A 21373-nucleotide genomic window follows, 5' to 3' on the forward strand; every position below is an offset into this window, starting at 1 on the left:
TTTCTCCTATAACTCTGACAATTTTTTGAATAAGTCCCTGTCTATTTCAGGTGTCATATCCTGCATCTGTTTTCCTTTAGGGAGGCTTGGTTGAAGACCAATACTTTCATCAAAAAATCTTTCAATAATAATAGGTTTTTTAACAGCTTCAAGAATCTTATTTTTATCTGTTACATCATCAGTTAGCTGTAAATAGTCTATCCCATATCCCTGAGCAATTAAGTTAAATTTTGGTGTCATAAAACCACTATCTAAAGTGGTATGAACAAATTTTTCTCTTGACTTTTGTCTATCTTTTATCATCCCTGAAGAATGATTATTAACAACAAATATAGTGATTGGCAGCTTCTCTTGAGTCATCAACTGCAACTCTTGTATGTTTAACTGCAAGCCTTGATCCCCTACCACGCAGAGAATTGGCTTTTTTGTCTTATAATAGGCCCCTATAGCTTTACCAATTCCGCACCCCAATGCGCCAAATGACTTTGAATACAAAATACGATTTTTGATTCCCGAAATTTCATATGCCCTCGATAACCAAAATTCATTATTTCCAACATCCGCGACAACAATAGTTTCATCAGAAATTTTCCTAAAGATATCGGAAACAGTGTCAACTATGTCATTGCAATCGGTTCTACACAAATGTCTTTTTAGTTCTCTGCATACATTCAGCCATGATTCATAATTACTTGTTTTTATACTCTGTTCTTTGATTCCCTGAACAAAATTGCTAAGCTCCTCTTTGAAAACTATAGAATTAGGAATTGCTCTCTTTAATTCATTTTCATCACATTCGATACGAATTATTGTTTTATTTTGAATAGCTTTCTGAAAGCTTTCTGACTTAACAGGGAAGGCTAATCTGTTCCCCATCGAAATTACTAAATCAGCTTTTGCAAAAATGAAATTACTATACCGAATTCCATGACTGCCTATATAACCGTAATATTCCCTGCATGCTCTTCCGGTATCCTGTGCACCTCTGCTTGTTAGCACTGGTATTCCTATATCATTAATATAGTTTGATAACTTATAGCACACGTTGGCCTGACGTATACCATCGCCTAACAAAAAAACAGGTCTTTGAGCCTTTTCGATTATTTTCCAAATACTCTCACACGCTAGCGTTCCCACTACATTATGCTTAGCATTTGATTTGCTCTGGCTACAGTCATTTTCAACATCTTCATTCCAGAGACTTGTAGAAAAATCCAATAGCACAGGACCTTTTCTTCCTGTTAGAGCCTTTGAAATAGCCTCATCAATCTTTGCCTCAACTTGATCAATACATTCAACCGTTGAAGCAAACTTTGTGATGTATTTAACCATCTGAACAGTATCCATTTCCTGTTCCTGCTCAAATCTTTGCTCATGGCCAACAGCCAATCCACTATGTGCTGTTATAAACAATACTGGGAGGGAGTCAGCATATGCATCCGCAATTCCAGTGATTAAGTTTGTAAATCCGGGTCCACGTGTTGCATAAGCTACACCAAGTGAATGATTAACCTGAGCGTATCCACACGCCTCAAATGCAGCAGCCTGTTCATGGTAGCTCAAATGAGCATTAATACCGGGACACTTATCAAAAGCATAAATCAAGTCCAAAATAACTCCACCAGGAATACCGAACACATCGGTCACATGTTGATCTATAAGCTTTTTTGCAATGTATTCAGCAACTTTCATATTCTCTATCCTTCTACCTTTATTTCTTCAAAAAAACCTGTTCTTTCTAATAAGTTCACAGTATTTTCAGGAGTGTATCTCTGACGTAAATCTTCAGGCATTTCTGATAATACAACATCCATCTCGCTGTACCTTAAGCGATAATGATATCTCAACGCAATTCCGTACTTATAGGCAGTTTTATATATCGCTGGAAGAAGTCTTGTTACAGAATAGCCCCAGGATCCCTGTTCAGTATAGTTTTCTATAATCTCACAGGCTTCTAGCACTCTAGAATAAGAATATCTGATTTCTTGATTCTGTTTCAAATACCCGATAAACAGTTCTGTCTGCAGATTTCCTGCGCCTTGCCCCATTCCAAGCAAACATGAATCCACTATGATTTTTCTTTCTGTATTTATTTCAATAAATGAAAGAACATTGCTCAGAGCCAAATTTATATTGTTATGTGAATGGAATCCAATTCGGATGTTCTTATCTAATCCCTGATCATATACCTTGAATAATCTCATCACGTCCGAAGCTTGCATATATCCATAACTATCAACAAAATAAAGGGCATATGCACCCATCTTATTGGATTTTTGTATTAAGTCCTTAATTTCTTCATCACTATATCTCATCGTAAGCATTGGTTGCACAAATACTTTGTATCCTTTTGTAGATAGTGCTGCACAAAAATCAAGTGATTTCTGGAGTTCAGAATATCTTATAATCACTCGAACGGCCTCACATAATGACGGATTCCACTCAGGTATGTCTTCAATCGGTGTATCCGGCCCCCTGTATAAAGCAGCAAATAATTGATTCCCATTTTTCTTTTTAGGCATGACCTTTGAAATACTCTGAATATCCTGATATATACAAAACCCCCGCCGATCATCAGGTGTTATCTCAATTGAACCTAATTCAATAATATCTATTTCTGATAATGTAAGATTTTCTGCTACAGAACAAGCGTCCTTTTCTGTAAATCTGATAGAGGCAATCTTATTCTTTTCAGCATCTTCTAGACCAAGGCCCCCATCTCGTAATGTGCAATCCAAAATCTGTATATTTTTATTCAAATTCACTGCTCCTGTCCTAAAAAGTCATAAAGCAAAATTGCTTTACGATACTTCTTCTGCAATTTCTTAATGTTATAAATTCTAAAAGAGTTGTATATCATTTCTGCGAAGGCTATAACAAATGCTTTTGGCAGATAATCCACAAAGAATTGTGTCGCTTTCTTTATGGCATTCCTTCTATCCGGAAATGCTGGCTCATTCTTCCATGGGGTTAATAACTGATATCTCTTAAACTCCTCATTCTCCGGATTATTAGTAACTTCAAACCAAGCGCGGTTCGTAATCAGGAAAGTGCTTGTCAAATGAACAATTTCATGATTACTAACAGCATCTTCGATTTCTCTTTGGGTATAAAAACCCATTGGTTTTCTCAATTTAATGATTTTCTCATATGACAAATATTACATCAGAGTATAAGTGGTGTGTATTTGTATATTGGTGGCAATATTTTATCTGCCCTTGGAAAATCGCGTTATAAACGCTTTGTTCCATAAAAAAACTTATCCATCATTTTTTCTTACATATTCTCTAATTCGATCACCTACATTAATGTCTACTGAACAATTACCAATTTTTGATAAACACTGAACCCATTCAATGCTGGCATAAAAAATTTAAAATGGCGTAAAGAACCTTGCGCAGGTTCAAAATAACAATCGACTGAATATTCTTGTACGGCAGAGCCGCATCCTCTGGGTTGTTTGAAATCGCTGAAACTGATCTGATTACCACTGAATTTATATATGTAATTCACCCGATGTGCAAGGTTTTTGAGTGTTTTCACACATTTCTCTTGCACTTATTATTTCATGAAACCCCTTTAAAGTCAGTGTTATTGGGGAGTTCGGTTTGTTCAGTATCCATTATAATATGAAAATATTTTTTTTAATTTTTATTCAGATAAAAATATTCATCAATTTGTCTATCCATACATTCGTCCACATCATTATTATCTAAAAAGCACTTTGTCCATTCAATCGTCTTTTTCACTGCTGTTTTTATATTCCAATGTGGTTTCCAACCAAATGTATTTTTTAACTTTGAGCAATCCAATTTTAAAAAATTCGCTTCATGAGGACCACCTTTAAAGTGCTTTTCCCAACATAAACCGTTGTCCCAATTTTCGCAAAATAATGAAACCAATTCACCCGTTGTTATCCAATCCTGTTCATCTGGTCCCACATTATAACAGCCTGCGTACTTAGCATTATCCTGCTGCTTCTTTGCTATTAACAAATAAACAAATAATGGTTCCAATACATGTTGGTATGGGCGAATGGAGTACGGATTTCGTACGACAATTGATTCTTCACGCATGATTGCTCGTACACAGTCAGGAATAATCCGATCCTTAGCAAAATCTCCACCACCTATTACATTACCTGCTCTTGCTGTTGAAATTGCAACTCTAGTATCTCCAAAAAATGATTGCTTGTAACTTTGAGTTACCAGCTCACTGCATGATTTGCTATTAGAATATGGGTCAAAACCGCTCAGGCGATCATTTTCACGATAGCCCCAGCACCACTCTTTGTTTTCATAAACTTTATCCGTCGTCACATTTAAAAAAGACCTCACACTCTCACAATGTCGAATAGCTTCTAGAATATTGACAGTTCCCATAACATTTGTTTCATAAGTATATACGGGTTCCTTGTAAGAGTCGCTCACAATCGGTTGTGCTGCCAAATGAAAAACAAATTCGGGCTTTGTTTCATTTATCATTTTTTGTAAATATTCCAGATTTCGCACATCACCAACTATCGAATTTATGCCTTTTTCAATTCCTGCAATTGTAAATAGATTAAGTTCTTTTTTTTGTTCAAGGCTATATCCTGTTACCTCAGCACCTGCATTAATTAGAATTTTTGATAACCATGAGCCTTTAAAACCTGTATGACCAGTTATAAAGACCCTTTTGCCTTTATAATAATTAATATCGACTACCATACCTTCCACGGTGCCTTTCCAGTATTCCAAAATTCTTCCAACTTTTGTTTATCTCGTTGCGTATCCATGCATTGCCAAAAGCCAGAATGCTTATACGCCATTAATTCTCCATGATTAGCCATTGTTTCTAAAGGTTCCTCTTCAAAAACAACGGTATCTCCTTCAATAATATCAAATATTTCTGGATTCAAAACCATAAAGCCCCCATTAATCCATCCACTGTCTTCCTTGTTTTTTTCTCTAAAAGAATTAATACTATTGCTTTCAATATCTAAAACTCCGAAACGTCCCTCTGGCTGAATTGCTGTCATGGTAGCAATTTTTCCATGTGATTTGTGAAAGTTAACTAATGCTGATATATCCACATCACTCAAACCATCACCATAGGTTAACATAAATGATTCGTTTCCAATGTACTCTTGAATTCGCTTCACACGACCACCAGTCATCGTATTTAAACCTGTATCAACAAGTGTTACCTTCCAAGGTTCTGAATAATTATTATGGACGATCATTTTATTATTTGCTAAATCAAATGTAATATCCGATGTATGCAAAAAATAATCAGCAAAAAACTCTTTAATCACATAAGCTTTGTAACCTAAACAAATGATAAACTCATTATATCCAAAGCTTGAATAATATTTCATAATATGCCATAAAATCGGTTTTTCACCAATCTCAATCATCGGTTTTGGTATTAAATGTGATTCCTCAGATATTCGTGTACCCAAACCACCTGCTAATAATACTACCTTCATGAATTATTTCTCCTTAACTATACATTAAAAAAGCTCAATTTTTCTGTTTATTCTTACTTTGAAGGATATACTAGACTCGCAAAATTTCTAAAAGATTTAATCAACTTATAACTTGCAGATCTACAATTATCTTATCCAAACTAATACAAATCCAATAATTTACCTTTCCAGTGGCAAAAATAATTATATTTCCCTATTGTTTATTCTCTTTGTTAAAGTTTTATTTCTAAGATAAAACTCAGCTATCTCGAAATCATCTTTTGTATCTATATCAGTTGATGATATTCTATCCATAAAAAACGCCATTGTTGAATCCGTTTCAAAGCTTTTATATTTCATGAAAATTCCTACTTCTATTAAATAAATTGCACCATTTAATCGAAAAGTTTTTTCAAAATCTTGCCTTCTAAAAAGTTTATCTTTATCGTACTCAAGAAAACTATTTAATTCTTGCCGACTACCAATAACTCTATTCCAGTATACAGGATGTTCTAATTCAGTTACCGAAACAAGAGAATCAAACTGTTCTTTTTTCTCCAAAAGCATTTCAATTGCATTATCGATATGCTTTTCATCTCTTAGTGGTGAAGTGGGCTGAAGTAGTATAAGATACTCAAATTTTTCATTCGCATCATCAATTAATTTCTTCATTGTATAATAAATTGCTTCTGAACTTGGCGTATCATCTTTTGCCAACTCCTGTGGTCTTAAAAAAGGAACTTCTGCACCATAATCCAGCGAAACATTTTTAATTTCTTCATCATCAGTCGATACAATAATTCTATCAAGATATTTAGATTTTTTTGCAGCTTGAATTGACCATACAATTAGAGGTTTATCAATCAAATCTTTAATGTTTTTTTTTGGAATGCTCTTAGACCCACCTCTTGCGGGTATGATAGCCAAAAATCTCATTCCTTTATACATATAACTTTCCTTTCAAAACAGTTTAACATCATTGTTTTTTTAAATCTTGTTATATAATTCGGTTAATTCATTCATTATAAATTATATCATTAAATACTTTTTGTCTCGATATTTTCCAAACATTTTCATCTAACATAATTTTAATGAAATTTTCTCTGCTATTACCATCTCCAAAATGATTTGTCTTATTTAAATTTTTCATTTTTCTGGCTATTTCAATCGACCTTAAGATATCTTTGGATGAATCTGAACAGTTAATAATTGTCTCATGATTAAATCTATTTTTTTGTCTTGAACCAATATTTATACTTGGAATTCCAATTACAGGTGCCTCATGAATACCGGCACTGGAATTTCCAATCAAATATTTGGCATTCTTCAAAATTTGAAGAAAATATTCAAATCTTATTGATGGGAAACATTTTATTTGTTTAAAATCACTAAACCGATTGTATTCTTCAAGTATATCTTTATAACCAGAATCATTATTCGGATGTATCACGATGCAATTATCGCCACTTTCGATAATTGCGTCGACAACCTGTTTTACATTTTGTTTTAAATTTTCTAATTCTGTAGTGACAGGATGGTACATCAAAACAGAATATAAATCAAAAGGAATCTCATACCTTTTTTTTATAAACTCAAAATCCATACTGGGTTCTTTCATGATTAAATCAATATCAGGAGAACCAAGAACAAAAACCGATTGTTCACTTTCACCCAGTTGTAACAACCGTTTTTTTGAATCAACGTTTGAAACGAAATGCACATGTGCAAGTTTGGATATTGCATGCCTAATCGATTCATCAATCGTACCTGATAATTCTCCACCTTCGATATGAGCTACTAATACATTATTCAGTGCACCGGTGATTGCACCAGCTAGAGCTTCAACTCTATCACCGTGTAAAATAATCATGTCTGGCTCCAATTCTCTAATATAACGACTAAAACCATTGATAGTATTGGCCAAAACTAGGTCCATCGGTTCTTCAATAATCTGGTTCATATATACTTGAATATTTTTAAACCCATCTTTAATGATTTCATTTTTTGTATCACCAAACTCTTTTAATGTGTGCATACCGGTTACAAACACATGACATTCGAATTTATTATTTTCTTCTATTGCACTCATCAGCGGTTTCATTTTACCATAGTCAGCACGTGTGCCGGTAAGGAAAAGTACTTTTTTCTTCTTGTTCCCCATCCCTATTTCACATCATTCCATTTAAGTTGTTCATCCTCAGGAATATCTCTTATTGATCTTTTTCCAATTAGATTTTCATAATGCACAGCTTTAATTTCACCTGTACCAGGTCTTTTAACCCAAATATTTTCTTGCGTAAATAGATCCCCCTTATGGATCGGTTTAATGGAAACAACTGTTGCAAAAGCGAAATTGATTGACACTTGTTCCTCTTTAACAGCTTCTTTTTTACCGCCTCTCATTTTTGCAATTTCTACTGATCCAATTATCAAGTCGTGCAACTGATCTGGCGTCATTGAACATATAATATCCGGGCCAGGTCTATCTGAGCGATCGGTAAAATGTCTTTCCAACACTGAAGCACCCAATGCAACTGCCGCAAGACAAGCATTATTATTAATGGTGTGATCCGACAACCCGATAATTGCATTCGGAAATTCCCTTTCCAGTTCCTGCATTGCGCCCAATCTAACTAACTCCGGTGGGGTAGGATATAAGTTGGTTGTATGCAGCAAAGCATATTGAACTCCTCTTTTTTCCAATATCTCGACGGCTTTTCTCACGCTTCCAATATTATTCATACCGGTAGAAACAATCATTGGCTTACCGAATGAAGCAATATGATCCAACAATGGATAGTTGTTCATTTCACCCGATCCAACTTTGTATGCGACTACTCCCATTCTTTCCAACCGATCCGCGGCTGCTCTTGAAAATGGTGTACTTATAAAAATCATACCCTTGCTTTCAACATACTCCTTCAGTTTAATTTCATCTTCTTCTGATAAAGCACATCTGGCCATTACTTCGTAAATTGAAACATCAGTATTACCCGGAATAATTTTTTTAGCTTCTTTACACATCTCGTCTTCAACAACATGGGTTTGATGCTTAATTACTTCTGCTCCGGCACTATGTGCTGCATCCACCATCTCAAAAGCAGTTTTTAAACTTCCCTCATGATTTATACCAATCTCGGCAATAACCAATGGTCGGTAGTCTTTTCCTATTTTTCTGCCTGCAATATTCAAATTAGCCATATTAATTCCTCATCATTTTATTAACTTTTAATACATAAGAATCATTGTCTTTTATTGTATAGTAATTACAAAAGGCAATCCTATCCCATAATCAAATTATTTTGTTTCCACAAAATTGTTAATATTATTTGAAAGTACTTTCATTATATTTTGGTTTAAATTATTATTGTTATCAATATACAAAAGATCAAAAACTGGCTTTATGTGTTTAATTAACCGCTTTAAACGCTTTAATTCATTTTTCTCCCTTTTGATTCGTTGAACATCATTTGACAATATTTCATATTGTACACGGTTCATTGGCATAGCGATTACATTAAAAAAATCATTAGCTTCGAGCTTTACAATGTAACTGTCTAGCCTTTCGTACATGATACCAGCCTGTTTTGTATTTGAAATGTCGAGTAATTCTCTTACTTTTAAGATATGCTGCTTTATTTTTGATAATAACCCCACATAATCTGTAAATTCATCGTCCAATAAATTTATCTTTGACTGAAGATATTCTTTGTCATATAAATCTGATTGCATCAAACTTTTAAATTCATCCCCTTGAACAATTTTATGCTGCAGAATATCATTTATCACATTATCCATTGGGATGAATTTAGCCCCTTCAATCTGTGCACCACCAACGGTTGTATTAATAACTGAAATATTTAATGATTTAATGTAAAATTCCATCTGCTTTCTCATATCATTAAAAGAAACACTTGTTAGAATTTCATTGCCCAAAACATCTTTTATTTTTTGCTCCTTTATTTCCTCGATATCATTTTGATGATAATCTATACCTTTAGCATAGTTTTTTTCGTCTTTATAAGCAAGATTTTGACCGACAAGAATAATTGTTGAGAATTCAAGCTTACTCAATAATTCCAATGTTACCACTGCAATAGATGGTGCATCATTAACTTTATCAATTTCTTTACCATCTTTTTCTTTAAGAAAATAATTGGACACAGTATCTTGAGAAGTAATCATATGATATTGTGGACCTGTATAATCTTTTAATACTTCATAGCCAACACTGCTACCAAACAACATCGGTATTGTATTAATCTTCATCTCATTAACTTTTTTAAATACGGTTCTATTTTCTTCTTTAGGATCATAGGTACACATTGCATCTGGTAATATATCATTATAGAGTAATGTATTAATCGCCGATCCAACACTAAATATGTATGCTAATCCCTTTTCTTTAATAGTATGCAAGTTTTCAATTTCGTAATCTAGTGATGGTCCTGCAGAAACTAAAATAGCCGTTTTATTTTTAAAATTATTTTTATCCTGCATCAATATATTTGGTGTATTCAACACTTTATCAAAGTTATTGACACTGTTGAGGATCCATCTATTTTGAAAAGAATAGTTTGTGTTCAATAAACTTCTTTTACTTTTAATTGCTTCCATAAATCTGTTTGAAAACTGAGTGTACTGTTCTTCAAACGCATTTTGATAAATTGGCAAATCCATAATAATCGTTTTTTTATCTGTATTTATTAAAACTGTATTAAAGAAGTCATCCATTGCTTCAGTATTAACTTCGCATTGAACTGCAATCATTTTTTTTATTGGCAAATCTTTCAATTTTTTATAATTTAAAAAAATTTCAAATACTTCCTCTGAAGGCTCATAAAGTGAAAAGGTTGTATCTGGAAATCGCCTTACAAAAGCATCAATATGATAGCCCAACCCCAGGCCATAAAATATAACATGAGAATTTGTATCAATCTCTTCTCTTTCCTCTAATTTATCGATAATGGACTCTGCTTCCCGAATTGGGTCGTATTTACTGTGTAAATAAAGAGTTTTATCGCCTTTTGTCATTTTTAACGTCTTATAATTATTTTTCGTATCTTCCAACACAATTGAACTTTTCTTGATCTTATCTTCATCATTTTTTAATGCTTCATATAGTGTTGGATAATTTTTCTTCAAAAATACAATATTATCAGCTAACATGATTAGCCCCCATCTTTGGTAACAGGAATCCTAATTTATCCGACATACTTTCAAAAGCAGGTGTTATTTCATATAAAAGCATATCCCCGATCGAAATAACGTCTTTCCCAATAATGACAGCTTCAAGTTCTGGAATAATAACACTGAGTTTTGAGACTTCTTGAACGTATTCATTCCAAACTTCATAATTATTAACAATCTCATTTAAATTTTTGATTGAATCAATTTGGGTCAGTGATTCAATAAGCCATTGAATTCCCTCAAACAAATCATTTAATTTCAACCAGGTTTTATCATTGAATTGCTGATAGAATTCTTCTGCCAATTCAGTTATTAGTGGAATTGCATTATTTATATAGTTATCCGCTGTGATGATCGTTTCATTGACTAACTCAGTGATTGTTTGAAGAACAACTTCAACCTTTTCCATTTTGTTGATATTATCAGAAAAATAAGTAAAGATATTTTCATAAACTGAAATACCATCAATGATCAGATGCGAGAATTTCAATTCTCTTTTATTCAGGTATTCATTAATTGCATCAAATATTTGTTTCGTAATCTTTGGGTCGTTATCAAATTCTAAGACTTCATCCTGTATATAAATATTCATTTTCTACCTTCTTTCTTTAAACATAGTCCTTTATTATCAACATTTTGTTGATGTACTCATGATTAACAATATCAAATTAATGTTATTACTATTATCGACAAAAATTGACAATTATTTAGTTTTGTCTTAGTTTTCAAATTGAATTTTATATCCCCTGACATTTTGTCTTGACCAGAACTAAATTCTTCTCGTAGTATCATACAGACATTCTAACATAATAATACAAGATTTTCAAAACTTAAACATAAAAAAACCACCCGAAGGTGGCCTTTGATTGAAAAGTTTTAATGAATAAGAAATATTTAAATTAATTATTGTAATAATGAAAGAACATTCTGTGGTTGTTTGTTGGCTTGAGCCAGCATTGACTGGGCAGCTTGAGAAAGAATATTGTTCTTAGTGAATTCTGTCATTTCTTTTGCCATATCAACGTCACGGATACGAGATTCAGCCGATGTTGCATTTTCTGATGATGTACTTAAGTTGTTAATGGTATGTTCCAAACGATTCTGAACAGCACCAAGTTTAGCACGTTCTGAAGATACATTTGTAATAGCTGAGTCAATCGTTGTGATTGCAGCATCTGCACCACTTTGAGTTGTTAAATCTAATTTGTCGATTCCTAAATCTGTGGATCCCATTGCAGCAACTGACAAGGAAGTACTCTGACTCTGATTGGCACCAATCTGAAATTTCATCTGATTGCTTGAATCAACATCAACATTAAATGTATCTTTATCTACAGCTTTTTCATTTAACTTAAATGAAATGCCATCAACTGCGCTGTTGGTTACAGAATTTGTTAATTTAACTGACGAAACCGCTGCTTTTGTAATTGTAAATTGAGTTGAACTGGTACCTGTAATTGCACCTCCCGACAGTTTTACTCCTGCAAGATTTATTTTAGTGCCTGTAGCTACTGTACCGGTATATGTAATAGCTTTTCCTTGCGAATCTTTAATCGCATTTCCTTTTGAATCCTGAAGAGCAAGTGTGGCCGTCTTTGCAGTTTTATCATAATTCGTAACGGTCAATGAATAAGTTCCTGCCCCCAAATCAGCACCAGTTATATCCTCAGTAGGTTTTGTCGCTGAACCAACATCGACGCCAATTTTAAATGTATTGCCTATTTTTGCTGTACTTGATAAGCTAACTGTAACTTTATTAGCACTATCCGTTGCACCATTAGCAGTTACACTACCACCAGAATATTTATAGGCATTTGAAACCGTAAATGATGATTTGCCACTAAGCGTAGTCGCACCAGTAGCTGTTAATGTTCCACTAGTTGTACCAATTTTAAATTTAATTGATGATACAACACCACTAGCACTAGCAACACCACTACCAATTTTAGCCCCTGTAGAATCCTGCAATTCAAAGACAGCTATACCAGATCCAGCTGCACCTGTCTTTTTAGTTACGATTGTATAAGTGCCTGCCTCTAATTTAAGTCCAGAAGCCATCGTATCAACATTACCACTTGTAGCTGTCAAACTGTTTCCTACGACACCTGTATCTTTACGTACTACCGTACCTGTATGTGAACCAGATACTGCTCCTGCATCCATTTTAACACTACTTGCCGCTGTTCCAGAAATTACATGAGCTTTTTGCGTATAATCAGTTGATACCGAGCCCGTTGCAGCTTGAACACTAACAGTGGCTGTATAAGAACCTGTTGCCACACTGGCATCTACACTTATATCAGAAGTATTAGTAATTCCTGTATAGCCATTTGTATTAACTTTTGTTGCTTTATCGCCGTTCAAAAGTTTCTGGGTATTGAACTCGGTATCGGTGGAAATTCGGTCTACTTCCGATGTTAACTGGGAAATTTCCTTTTGAATTTCTTTACGATCGGATGTGGTATTGGTATCATTTGAAGACTGAACAGCTAATTCTCTCATTCTCTGTAAAATTGAATGGGTTTCGCTTAAAGCACCTTCAGCTGTCTGTATTAAAGAAATACCATCATTAGCATTATTGGAAGCTGTATCCAAGCCGCTGATCTGTCCACGCATTTTTTCTGAAATTGCTAAACCGGCTGCATCATCTCCAGCTTTGTTAATTTTCAAACCAGATGATAATTTTTCCAACGATTTAGATGTTGCGGCTGTATTCGCTGCCAATTTGTTATAAGTGTTTAACGCTGCGATGTTATGATTGATTCTCATTTTTTTGTTCCTCCATTTTTTTATTGGCCGATGACCCCCGACCTGGGGAATTGTTTAGGCCTTCCTTCGTACGCAAGGTCTGCCAAATGTTCAAGCTTTTTCGCTCATGCTATTTATATCGACCATCTTTCCGGATACTTTAGAAAAAAATAAGTTTTTTTCTATTGTTTTTTTCTTTTTGTCAATCCGTCAATTGCTCCGATACTGGATAACAATTTTGAACTTTCAAGCTGTGCAAAATCGGCCAACTCGTTTAACTCTTACGTTCTTGTTATTAATATCGTCCCGGGCATAAAATACTTTAGGGTTCTTTTTCAAAAAATAAAAAAATTCTCTAAATTGTTTTGGTGTTTTCCCAAGCATTTAAAGAATTTTATTTTACTTTTCAGAATAAAACATAATGGCAATTGAGTGAAGTTAGACTCTTTGATCAAGTTTTTGTCCTTCTTCATTTAAAACCTTTTCGGTACTCCCGGCCACCGGTTTGTAATCCGGAGCTGCGCTGAGCGGAACATATAACGGTCCAACGCCTTCTATTGGTTTGTAATCAGGATTGGAACTCGGCGGAACATAGATGGGTCCGCCAACATATTTAATAATCACATCCGGCCGCTGCGTGACGACCAACTCCAGATCCGGTGGATAAAACTGGGTACCGGTATTATCAGCCGTTGACGTGCTACTGGAAAGCCCACTCATGTTAAAGCTGATTTCCATATTGTTTTGTTCATCGTTCCCGCTTTGCACCGTTGTTGGTAACAAGCCGGCGATGGCATTGATGTCTCTGGTTGATTGTTCAAAACGGATTGCCTTTGCGTCGCCATCTTCCATTTGAATATTAAGGTTTAAATTTCCATCCTCACCATAATCCGCCGTTGCCGTATACGTTGAATGATCCCAATTATACGCTGAACTCGGCTTAAAAGAATCCTGGATGGGAATACGAATCGGATTAGACGTGATGCTTTTTTTTCCGTCTTCCTGAGCGACGCTGACCTGGGTTGAATTAACCGCTGATAACTTCAGCGGTTCTTTTTTTACAAATTTTATCTCTATTGGGACAGTTTCTATTGTAATTAAAGGTTCCATCTCTCCTCCTACAAGCATTAATCCTATAAAATTTTATATTATGACATGTAATCAAAAACGGATTGCTGAATGAGCTTGCTTCCCATTTGAAGGGCGGCTTTATATGCTACCTGTTGGGTTGAAAATTCAAGATAAGTGGAAGCGGCGTCGACCCCTTCTACAGCCGTTTGTTTTTTCTCTAAGTTATAATTCTGGTCTTCATACCGTGTCGTCATAAAACTTAAATAATTGGTTTTTTCACCTATTTTGGTAATGGAAAGACTGGGATTCTGAGTTGCTTGCTGAAATTTTCCGTAGAGCGTATTCAACGTGTCAAAAGAATAACTGGGGGACTCAAACTCACTAGCAATTTGCCCGAGCAGGTCGTAAACATTATTTGAAATAGTTTGTGCTTTTCCATCGATCGTAACCTTATCATCAGCATATATGATATTTCCATCGGTATCTTTTAGGACATTTCCAGACGCATCCGTTGTCGCTGTTTTTGAAACGCCATTTCCAACAAGATCAATACCCGGAGTCGAATAGTTGAACACTGAATTTTTATCGACTTCACCAGAAGGTTCTTTAAAAGATACGCCTAGCCCGATATCGACATAGAGAGAATCACTCTGCAGATTCGCTAATGCCGTACTTCCATCCGCCAAATCATCTACTTTTTGACCATTATAGACCAGTTTACCATCTGTCCCCAGACTAAACGGTTTTGTTTCGGTGTTGCTCCCACCAAAAATATATGTATCCGATGACTTGGTGTTGAGAGTATCCAGTAATTCGCTTTGCATGGTACGAAGCTGTGTTGCGATAATTTTACGTTCGTTCACACTTTGGGTGCCGTTCATCCCCTGAAGTGTTTTATCTGTTGCTTCTAAAAGCGAAGTCTGAATGCCACTGATGGATGATTCAGAGTTGTCCATAAAATCCTGAGCAGAAGCGATATTATTTTGATAGCCTTCCACCTTTGTCAAATCTCTTCTGACCTGATAGGCTTTTACGGCTGATGAAACATCCTCGGAAGTGCTTGAAAATTTTCGACCGGAGGCAACCTGGTTGTTTAGCTTGTCCAAATCTGTTGATAAATTATTTAAATTCGTAGTATAATTTCCGGTTGTCATTTTATATGTAATTCTCATTTTTATTTATTCCTTCCTAAGTTATTTTTTGCTTTGCTAAAATGGCACCGTAAAATCAAGTTCCCATCGTATTAATGATCTTATCCAGATTTTCATCTAAAATATTAAAATATTTGACAGCCGCATTATAGACCTTTTGATAAGCAGTCAGGTTAACACCCTCTTCATTAAGAGAAACCCCTGAAACTGATTCTCTGGAGGTATTAATTGTACCTAATACACTTTTAGCGGTCGTCTGAAAACTCGTGTTAAGTTTCACATCTGTGGAAAGTCCGGTCAATAAACTGGTCATATATTTATTGTAGCTTCCTTTAAAAGTTGTGTTTCCAGAATCATCTTTAAATGTCGTCTGGTCATCATTCATGGCTGAAACCATTCGCAGAATATTGTCGTCACTTCCAGACGTGGTACTCGTAGCAGTTGCTGTTGTGGTAATATAGGTAGCTTTTTTCAACCATGCTGATGATACCTGAATATTTGCTGCGGTAATGTTATTGGTTGATATCCCATCTGAACTGGTAAACAAAGGTTTAGCCGTTCCTGGGGCAACCGTTGTCGTGCCATCAGTGGCGGTTGTCGTAACATTCGCATTAATATTATTCAGTACGCTGGCAAATTTATTTGCAAAAACATCCATCATCTTTGAATAATAAGGAATTCCCTGAGCCGTGTTCTCAGTACCTGTCGCATAGCTTCCCTTGCCGTTAAGAATATCTAAATAGCCTTTAACCGTGCCATTTGAAAAATAATTATTAACATCCGTTTGCTCATCCCCATTGGCATCTGTTATTGAAAGTCTGATTGTATTAGTAGCCGTATCATCTTTATAACTTAACGTGCTGTACTTGTCATTATCAACAATTGCGATGCTCTTATTTGTTGCCGGATCAATAATGGAGATGCTTAAATTTGAAATGGTTAAATCATTCGATATCTTTTCCGGGGTACTGCTGACTTTAATGGCAGCAACGCTTGATAGTTTATCAATGAGGGTATTTCTCTGATCATACAAATCGTTGGGTGTATTTCCGTGTATTTCTTCTTCTCTAATTTGCTTATTTAAACTGGCAATGTTTTTAACATCCGTATTGAAATCACTGTTAACAGCAATATCTAAATTCTGAATTTGTTCCGTTTTAACTTCTGCAACGCGGTCGGCATACATATTAATGTACTGGGTTACCTTTTGAGCAGATGATAGAATGGTTCCGGCAATATCCGTGCTGGTCGGTGTCGTAGAAAAAGTCTGCAAATCCTTAGTAAAGCTGGACAATTCGCTTTGAAGTGCCTCTGTATCCGCTTCATCAAAAACACTCTGTAAATCCGTCAAACCAGAAACCTTAGTATCATAACTACTCGTTTCCGATTTTTGGTTACGGTAACGCGTATCAATATAGGTATCTCGTGTTTGAGTGGTTCGTACAGCTTCGGCGCCAAGACCAGTTTTTGCTTCATTGTTGGCATATTTCTCCGTCATCCCGCTGGAAGTGACGGCATTAACATCCACTCGTTGTCTGGTATACCCATCCGTATTGACGTTGGCGATATTGTTCCCAGTTACATTAATCGATGCCTGACTTGCTTCCAGTGCTCTACTAGCCACTTGAAATGATACAAATGATCCAGCCATATTATTTCTCCTTTATTTAAATACTTTTCTCAAAAGCTCTTGGAAAGTTGATACTCCCCACTTCTGTTCCATCTTCCTGATACGTTGTTTTATCACTCTTTAATTTAGATTGAGCGATATTTTTCTTGACCAGATGAAGTTTCATTTCAAGAAGAGTTTGACATTTTTCTTTGTAAAACTGGATCTCCCTGCTGGTTTTTTCAAATTGACTGAGCAGTTCATCAAACCGCATCTGTTCATCACTGGGAAGCTGTTTGATGACTTCAGATAAATTCTTTCCGTTCACATCAAGTTCATTCATATAGCCCGCAACATCCTCAGCGAAATTCTTTGTTTGATAAATAAACAGCTGCTGATGATTCAGGTTGATACTTAATTCATCGAGACTTCCGCTTTGTATCAGCATCAGCTCATCTTTCAGTTTAGGTATCATTTCTCGATGAAGCTTAATAACCCCGAAAAGATAGTCATAAAAGTTATCCAATATTTGTTTATAATTTTTATTTTCAGACATTTTAAGCCTCCTCAAAAAATCGTTTTACTATTTTTTTAAAATTGCTGCTGCAATTGAATCAGCTGAGACATTGTAGGTTCCGTTATTTACAGCTTCCTTTAATTCACTCAATCGATTCGACTCTTTCACGGTGACATCATACAAAATAGAAGACTTTGCGACATTAAGACGACTGTCTTCAAAAGATGTATTATGATTGCTTGAAATTTCAGTGCTGTCGGTTTTACTTTTTGCGACGTTTTTTTTGCTTTCTTGAGCGTCAACTTTACGTGTCGACTCTGTTGTTGCCTCTTGTCCAATCTTTGATTGAACTGTGGTGTTATTATTTGCTAATCCTATTTTCATGGCTAAACCTCCTCTTACTCATTTAAACCTTTATTTTTAATTTCTTAATTCTTTTATTTATAAAGTCATTTTTATCTTCTGTTATACATATCGTCATTATAATAAAAAACTTTAGAAAAAGATATAAAAAAAGTTTGTGGGCGTGCGGGCGATTGATAATCGCCCCTACGGGGTTAGCCAGATGCGTAGGGGCAGGTATTACCCGCCCGTCAACGTTTGTGTGGTATTTGCGTTTGCGGGCGATTGAGAATCGCCCCTACGGGGTTTGCCGGATGCGTAGGGGCGGGTATTACCCGCCCGCAAGCGATTGCGGGATATTATTATTTTGATAATACACGGACAATTTCGTCGGAAATCTTTTCCAGCGGCAATTGTTTTTCTACCCCGCCAATATTATAGGCAACCATGGGCATTCCGTAAACAATGGATGTCTTTTCATCCTGACCAATGGTATAGGCGCCCTTTTTTTTCATTTTTAACAAGCCCTCGGCGCCATCTTTTCCCATTCCGGTTAGAATGACTCCAATTGACTGTTTTCCCGCTGCTTCGGCAACCGAACTAAAAAGAACATCCACTGAAGGACAGTGGCCGCTGACTTTTTCTTCCTGGGTGCATTTTACAATATAGCCGGTTCCCCTTTTTACTATACGCATCTGATAACTCCCGGGGGCAATTAAAACCCGTCCGGGTTTTAAAACATCCCCGTCTTCGGCTTCTTTTACTTCCAGTTCACACGTATTATTAAGCCGATCCGCATATAGTTTGGTAAAGACCGGCGGCATATGCTGAACAATTACGATCGGTGGCATATCCCGGGGCAATCTGGATACCACCGCATAAATAGCATCGGTACCTCCGGTAGAGGCGCCAATCGCGATGATCATATTCATTGTATTGACACCACTATTGGCAATCGCCTTGATTGGGGCATAATCTTTTTTCAGATTGCCGACCTTCGCGGTGGAAGCAATTTTGATTTTGACAATGAGTTCATTAACAAAAGAATTCATCCCTCCGGCCCGGCTAAAATTAGGTTTTGTGACAAATTCTACGGCCCCGGCATCTAAAGCATCCAGGATATTTTTGGAAACTGAGCTCACGACAATCACCGGCAACGGGTATTGAGGCATCAGTTTTTTTAGAAATTCAATGCCATTCATTTTCGGCATTTCCACATCTAAGGTGACAACATCCGGTTTTAGTTTTATGATCATGTCCCTGGCCATATAAGGGTCGGTTGCAGTTCCAACCACTTCCACATCCGGGTCTTTTGATATTTCTCTGGATAATGTTTCTCGAAATAATAGTGAATCATCAACGATCAACACTTTAATTTTTTGTTTAAGCCTCATCTCTGATCCTCTTTCTATTTTTCTTCAAACAGCTCTTCTACTATTTCCATTTCATCGCTTTTTAGCAGTCTTTCACAGTCAAGCAGCAATTGCACCTTTCCCCCGGCTTTTCCAATCCCTTTCATAAAGCGATTTTCAAAGCCGGTCTTGTTCGATGGCGGTGGGGAAATCGCTTCGTCATCAATATTCAGAACTTCTTCAACATTATCGACAATTAAGCCAACGGAGACCGCATCAATATCGATGACAATGATACAGGTTCGATCATTATAATCCACTGGTTCTTTTCCAAACTGCAGGCGGACATCAATAACCGGGATGATTTTCCCTCGTAAATTGATGATCCCTTTAATATGAGGCGGCACCTCCGGCACCTTGGTGATTGATTGCATACCAATGATTTCAGTCACGTATTTAATCTCAATCCCGAATACTTCCTCCTCTAACGAAAAAGTCAAATATCTGCCATGCTGGGTATCTTCTTCCAGGTAGTCTTTTTCTAAACTATTCTCCGCCATTTTATTTCTCCTTTTATATTGAATTTTATTTTTTCATTTCACTGTTTTCCCTTTATAAAGGCGATTAAATTACTGTTCTTGTTACTTACATCGACATTTTCAATCAACTCTTGATCTTTTCACTTGAATTATAACATGTTTTCTGATTATCTTAGCATTTATTGCTTAATAAATTTCTAATCCCGTCATCATTTTACAAAAACCGCTGAACACAAAATGCTCACCGGTTAAAATATAGCGCATGATTTAATTAAAATTCCTCTATTCTTCTATTGAGCGATTGTATTTTCATAATACCTGTTTCCAAATCAAAATACTGGGTTCTTCCAAAATTCAATCCGGTATCTTCAGCAAGGATCGGAATTCTTAATTGACTTAATGCTTTTTTCACACAGTCAATATTTCTTTCCCCGATCGCGCCAAGCTTGCTGCCGGGCTGAACGGCGAACATTTGGGCGCCCCCGGCAATTTTTGCGACGACTCGATTATTTCTGACCCCGGCGTTTTTCATTTCTTGGACCAAATCAACGAGGGCCGTATCGGCAAATTTTTTGCGATTAATATCTTGGGCGGAAAAATTGGTACTATCCGGCAGCATGATATGTGAAAGCCCGCCAATTTTTGTAACTTTGTCGTATAAACAAACTCCAACACAAGACCCCAATGCATAGGTGACAATGACTTCCGGGCCTTTTGTGAATTTATAATCCGATATTCCAACAACGATTAATTGACTCATATTTCCAATCCTAGTTTTTGCATAATAATTTTTAATGTGTTGATTTCGGCAAACATAATCATATTGCTTTTTAAATCATTGGTTTCACCTTTAAAATTTTCTTCTATAAACATTAATTTATCACCAATTGCCCCAAATTCAATTATCGGGACACTCATTAATGCGCCAACCATATCAATAGCAATAAAGGGAACTGACACTTGTATGTTTAGCCCCGTTAATGCTGAAATGGCGTTAACATAAGATGAACTCAAGATATTTCCAATCTCTTTAATCCCGGATATCTTCATTTCACTGAGATCTTCACTGTCGTCTTCACCCACTAAAATATCCATAATACTTTTGGCATCCTTTATGTTCAGCAAAAACATAATCATGCCGTTGCCATCGCCGCTGAAATTCACCAGAACCGCCACCGTCATGGTTTCCGCACCGCCTAATGCCTGTACCGCTTCATCAAACCCCGTAATTCTGACACTCGGAACATTCATATCCACTTTTTCATCTAAAATAGTTGCTAAGGCTGTAGCCGCATTCCCGGCTCCGATATTGCCAATTTCTCGTAACACGTCAATTTGCATATCGCTCAGTTCCTCATAATTATTAAACAAATCCGCACCTCTTTTCTCCTAATTATCATGCAAT

Annotated in this window: 20 protein-coding genes; all 20 read right to left on the bottom strand. The window is 35.9% G+C overall.

The window, feature by feature from the left end; all coding sequences use genetic code 11:
* Nucleotides 1–6: 6 nt before the first annotated feature.
* Nucleotides 7–1692 carry a thiamine pyrophosphate-binding protein gene (locus FZC40_RS12870; protein ID WP_148604969.1) on the bottom strand — a complete coding sequence of 562 codons (1686 nt, stop codon included), beginning with the start codon at nt 1690–1692 and terminating at the stop codon, nt 7–9.
* 5 nt (nt 1693–1697) lie between these two features.
* Nucleotides 1698–2759, bottom strand: a complete 1062-nt coding sequence (locus FZC40_RS12875) for a beta/alpha barrel domain-containing protein (RefSeq protein WP_186843728.1) — start codon at nt 2757–2759, stop codon at nt 1698–1700.
* A gap of 2 nt (nt 2760–2761) precedes the next feature.
* Complete coding sequence (locus FZC40_RS12880) at nt 2762–3121, bottom strand: hypothetical protein (RefSeq protein ID WP_148604973.1); 360 nt, start codon at nt 3119–3121, stop codon at nt 2762–2764.
* Between the two features lie 523 nt (nt 3122–3644).
* A complete protein-coding gene (gene rfbG / locus FZC40_RS12885) occupies nt 3645–4709 on the bottom strand; it encodes a CDP-glucose 4,6-dehydratase (RefSeq protein WP_148604976.1) in 1065 nt (354 codons plus the stop codon).
* Nucleotides 4703–5470, bottom strand: coding sequence for a glucose-1-phosphate cytidylyltransferase (gene rfbF / locus FZC40_RS12890; protein ID WP_148604978.1), 768 nt, complete (start codon nt 5468–5470; stop codon nt 4703–4705). Before rfbF ends, rfbG begins: the two co-directional genes overlap by 7 nt.
* A gap of 183 nt (nt 5471–5653) precedes the next feature.
* Nucleotides 5654–6397, bottom strand: a complete 744-nt coding sequence (locus tag FZC40_RS12895; protein WP_243135814.1) for an acylneuraminate cytidylyltransferase family protein — start codon at nt 6395–6397, stop codon at nt 5654–5656.
* 67 nt (nt 6398–6464) lie between these two features.
* Nucleotides 6465–7610, bottom strand: a complete 1146-nt coding sequence (gene neuC / locus FZC40_RS12900) for a UDP-N-acetylglucosamine 2-epimerase (protein ID WP_148604981.1) — start codon at nt 7608–7610, stop codon at nt 6465–6467.
* A 2-nt stretch (nt 7611–7612) separates the two neighbouring features.
* A complete protein-coding gene (gene neuB, locus FZC40_RS12905; RefSeq protein WP_148604983.1) occupies nt 7613–8650 on the bottom strand; it encodes an N-acetylneuraminate synthase in 1038 nt (345 codons plus the stop codon).
* 96 nt (nt 8651–8746) lie between these two features.
* Nucleotides 8747–10618, bottom strand: a complete 1872-nt coding sequence (locus FZC40_RS12910; RefSeq protein WP_148604986.1) for a motility associated factor glycosyltransferase family protein — start codon at nt 10616–10618, stop codon at nt 8747–8749.
* Complete coding sequence (locus FZC40_RS12915; protein ID WP_148604988.1) at nt 10608–11231, bottom strand: hypothetical protein; 624 nt, start codon at nt 11229–11231, stop codon at nt 10608–10610. The genes FZC40_RS12910 and FZC40_RS12915 overlap by 11 nt, the downstream gene beginning before the upstream one ends.
* Nucleotides 11232–11542: 311 nt before the next feature.
* Nucleotides 11543–13408: a flagellin N-terminal helical domain-containing protein gene (locus tag FZC40_RS17605; RefSeq protein ID WP_279233340.1), complete on the bottom strand. Its 1866-nt coding sequence runs from the start codon at nt 13406–13408 to the stop codon at nt 11543–11545.
* A gap of 417 nt (nt 13409–13825) precedes the next feature.
* Nucleotides 13826–14497: a hypothetical protein gene (locus FZC40_RS12930; RefSeq protein WP_148604990.1), complete on the bottom strand. Its 672-nt coding sequence runs from the start codon at nt 14495–14497 to the stop codon at nt 13826–13828.
* Between the two features lie 38 nt (nt 14498–14535).
* On the bottom strand, nt 14536–15630 hold the full coding sequence (flgL, locus tag FZC40_RS12935; RefSeq protein WP_148604992.1) for a flagellar hook-associated protein FlgL: 1095 nt from the start codon (nt 15628–15630) through the stop codon (nt 14536–14538).
* 55 nt (nt 15631–15685) lie between these two features.
* Entirely contained in the window at nt 15686–17260 is a 1575-nt protein-coding gene (gene flgK, locus FZC40_RS12940) for a flagellar hook-associated protein FlgK (protein WP_148604995.1), read from the bottom strand.
* A 16-nt stretch (nt 17261–17276) separates the two neighbouring features.
* Nucleotides 17277–17774 carry a flagellar export chaperone FlgN gene (gene flgN / locus FZC40_RS12945; RefSeq protein WP_148604997.1) on the bottom strand — a complete coding sequence of 166 codons (498 nt, stop codon included), beginning with the start codon at nt 17772–17774 and terminating at the stop codon, nt 17277–17279.
* Between the two features lie 27 nt (nt 17775–17801).
* Nucleotides 17802–18119 carry a flagellar biosynthesis anti-sigma factor FlgM gene (locus FZC40_RS12950; protein ID WP_148604999.1) on the bottom strand — a complete coding sequence of 106 codons (318 nt, stop codon included), beginning with the start codon at nt 18117–18119 and terminating at the stop codon, nt 17802–17804.
* Nucleotides 18120–18439: 320 nt separating this feature from the next.
* The gene (locus FZC40_RS12955; RefSeq protein WP_148605001.1) at nt 18440–19471 is read right to left on the bottom strand and encodes a protein-glutamate methylesterase/protein-glutamine glutaminase; all 1032 of its coding nucleotides are present in this window, start codon (nt 19469–19471) and stop codon (nt 18440–18442) included.
* 14 nt (nt 19472–19485) lie between these two features.
* The gene (locus tag FZC40_RS12960) at nt 19486–19989 is read right to left on the bottom strand and encodes a chemotaxis protein CheW (protein ID WP_148568233.1); all 504 of its coding nucleotides are present in this window, start codon (nt 19987–19989) and stop codon (nt 19486–19488) included.
* 250 nt (nt 19990–20239) lie between these two features.
* The gene (locus FZC40_RS12965; RefSeq protein WP_148605003.1) at nt 20240–20728 is read right to left on the bottom strand and encodes a chemotaxis protein CheD; all 489 of its coding nucleotides are present in this window, start codon (nt 20726–20728) and stop codon (nt 20240–20242) included.
* Nucleotides 20725–21339, bottom strand: coding sequence for a chemotaxis protein CheC (locus FZC40_RS12970; RefSeq protein ID WP_148568231.1), 615 nt, complete (start codon nt 21337–21339; stop codon nt 20725–20727). Before FZC40_RS12970 ends, FZC40_RS12965 begins: the two co-directional genes overlap by 4 nt.
* Nucleotides 21340–21373: the final 34 nt, after the last annotated feature.

The organism is Acetobacterium tundrae (assembly GCF_008086615.1).
GTDB classification, from domain to species: Bacteria; Bacillota; Clostridia; order Eubacteriales; family Eubacteriaceae; genus Acetobacterium; species Acetobacterium tundrae.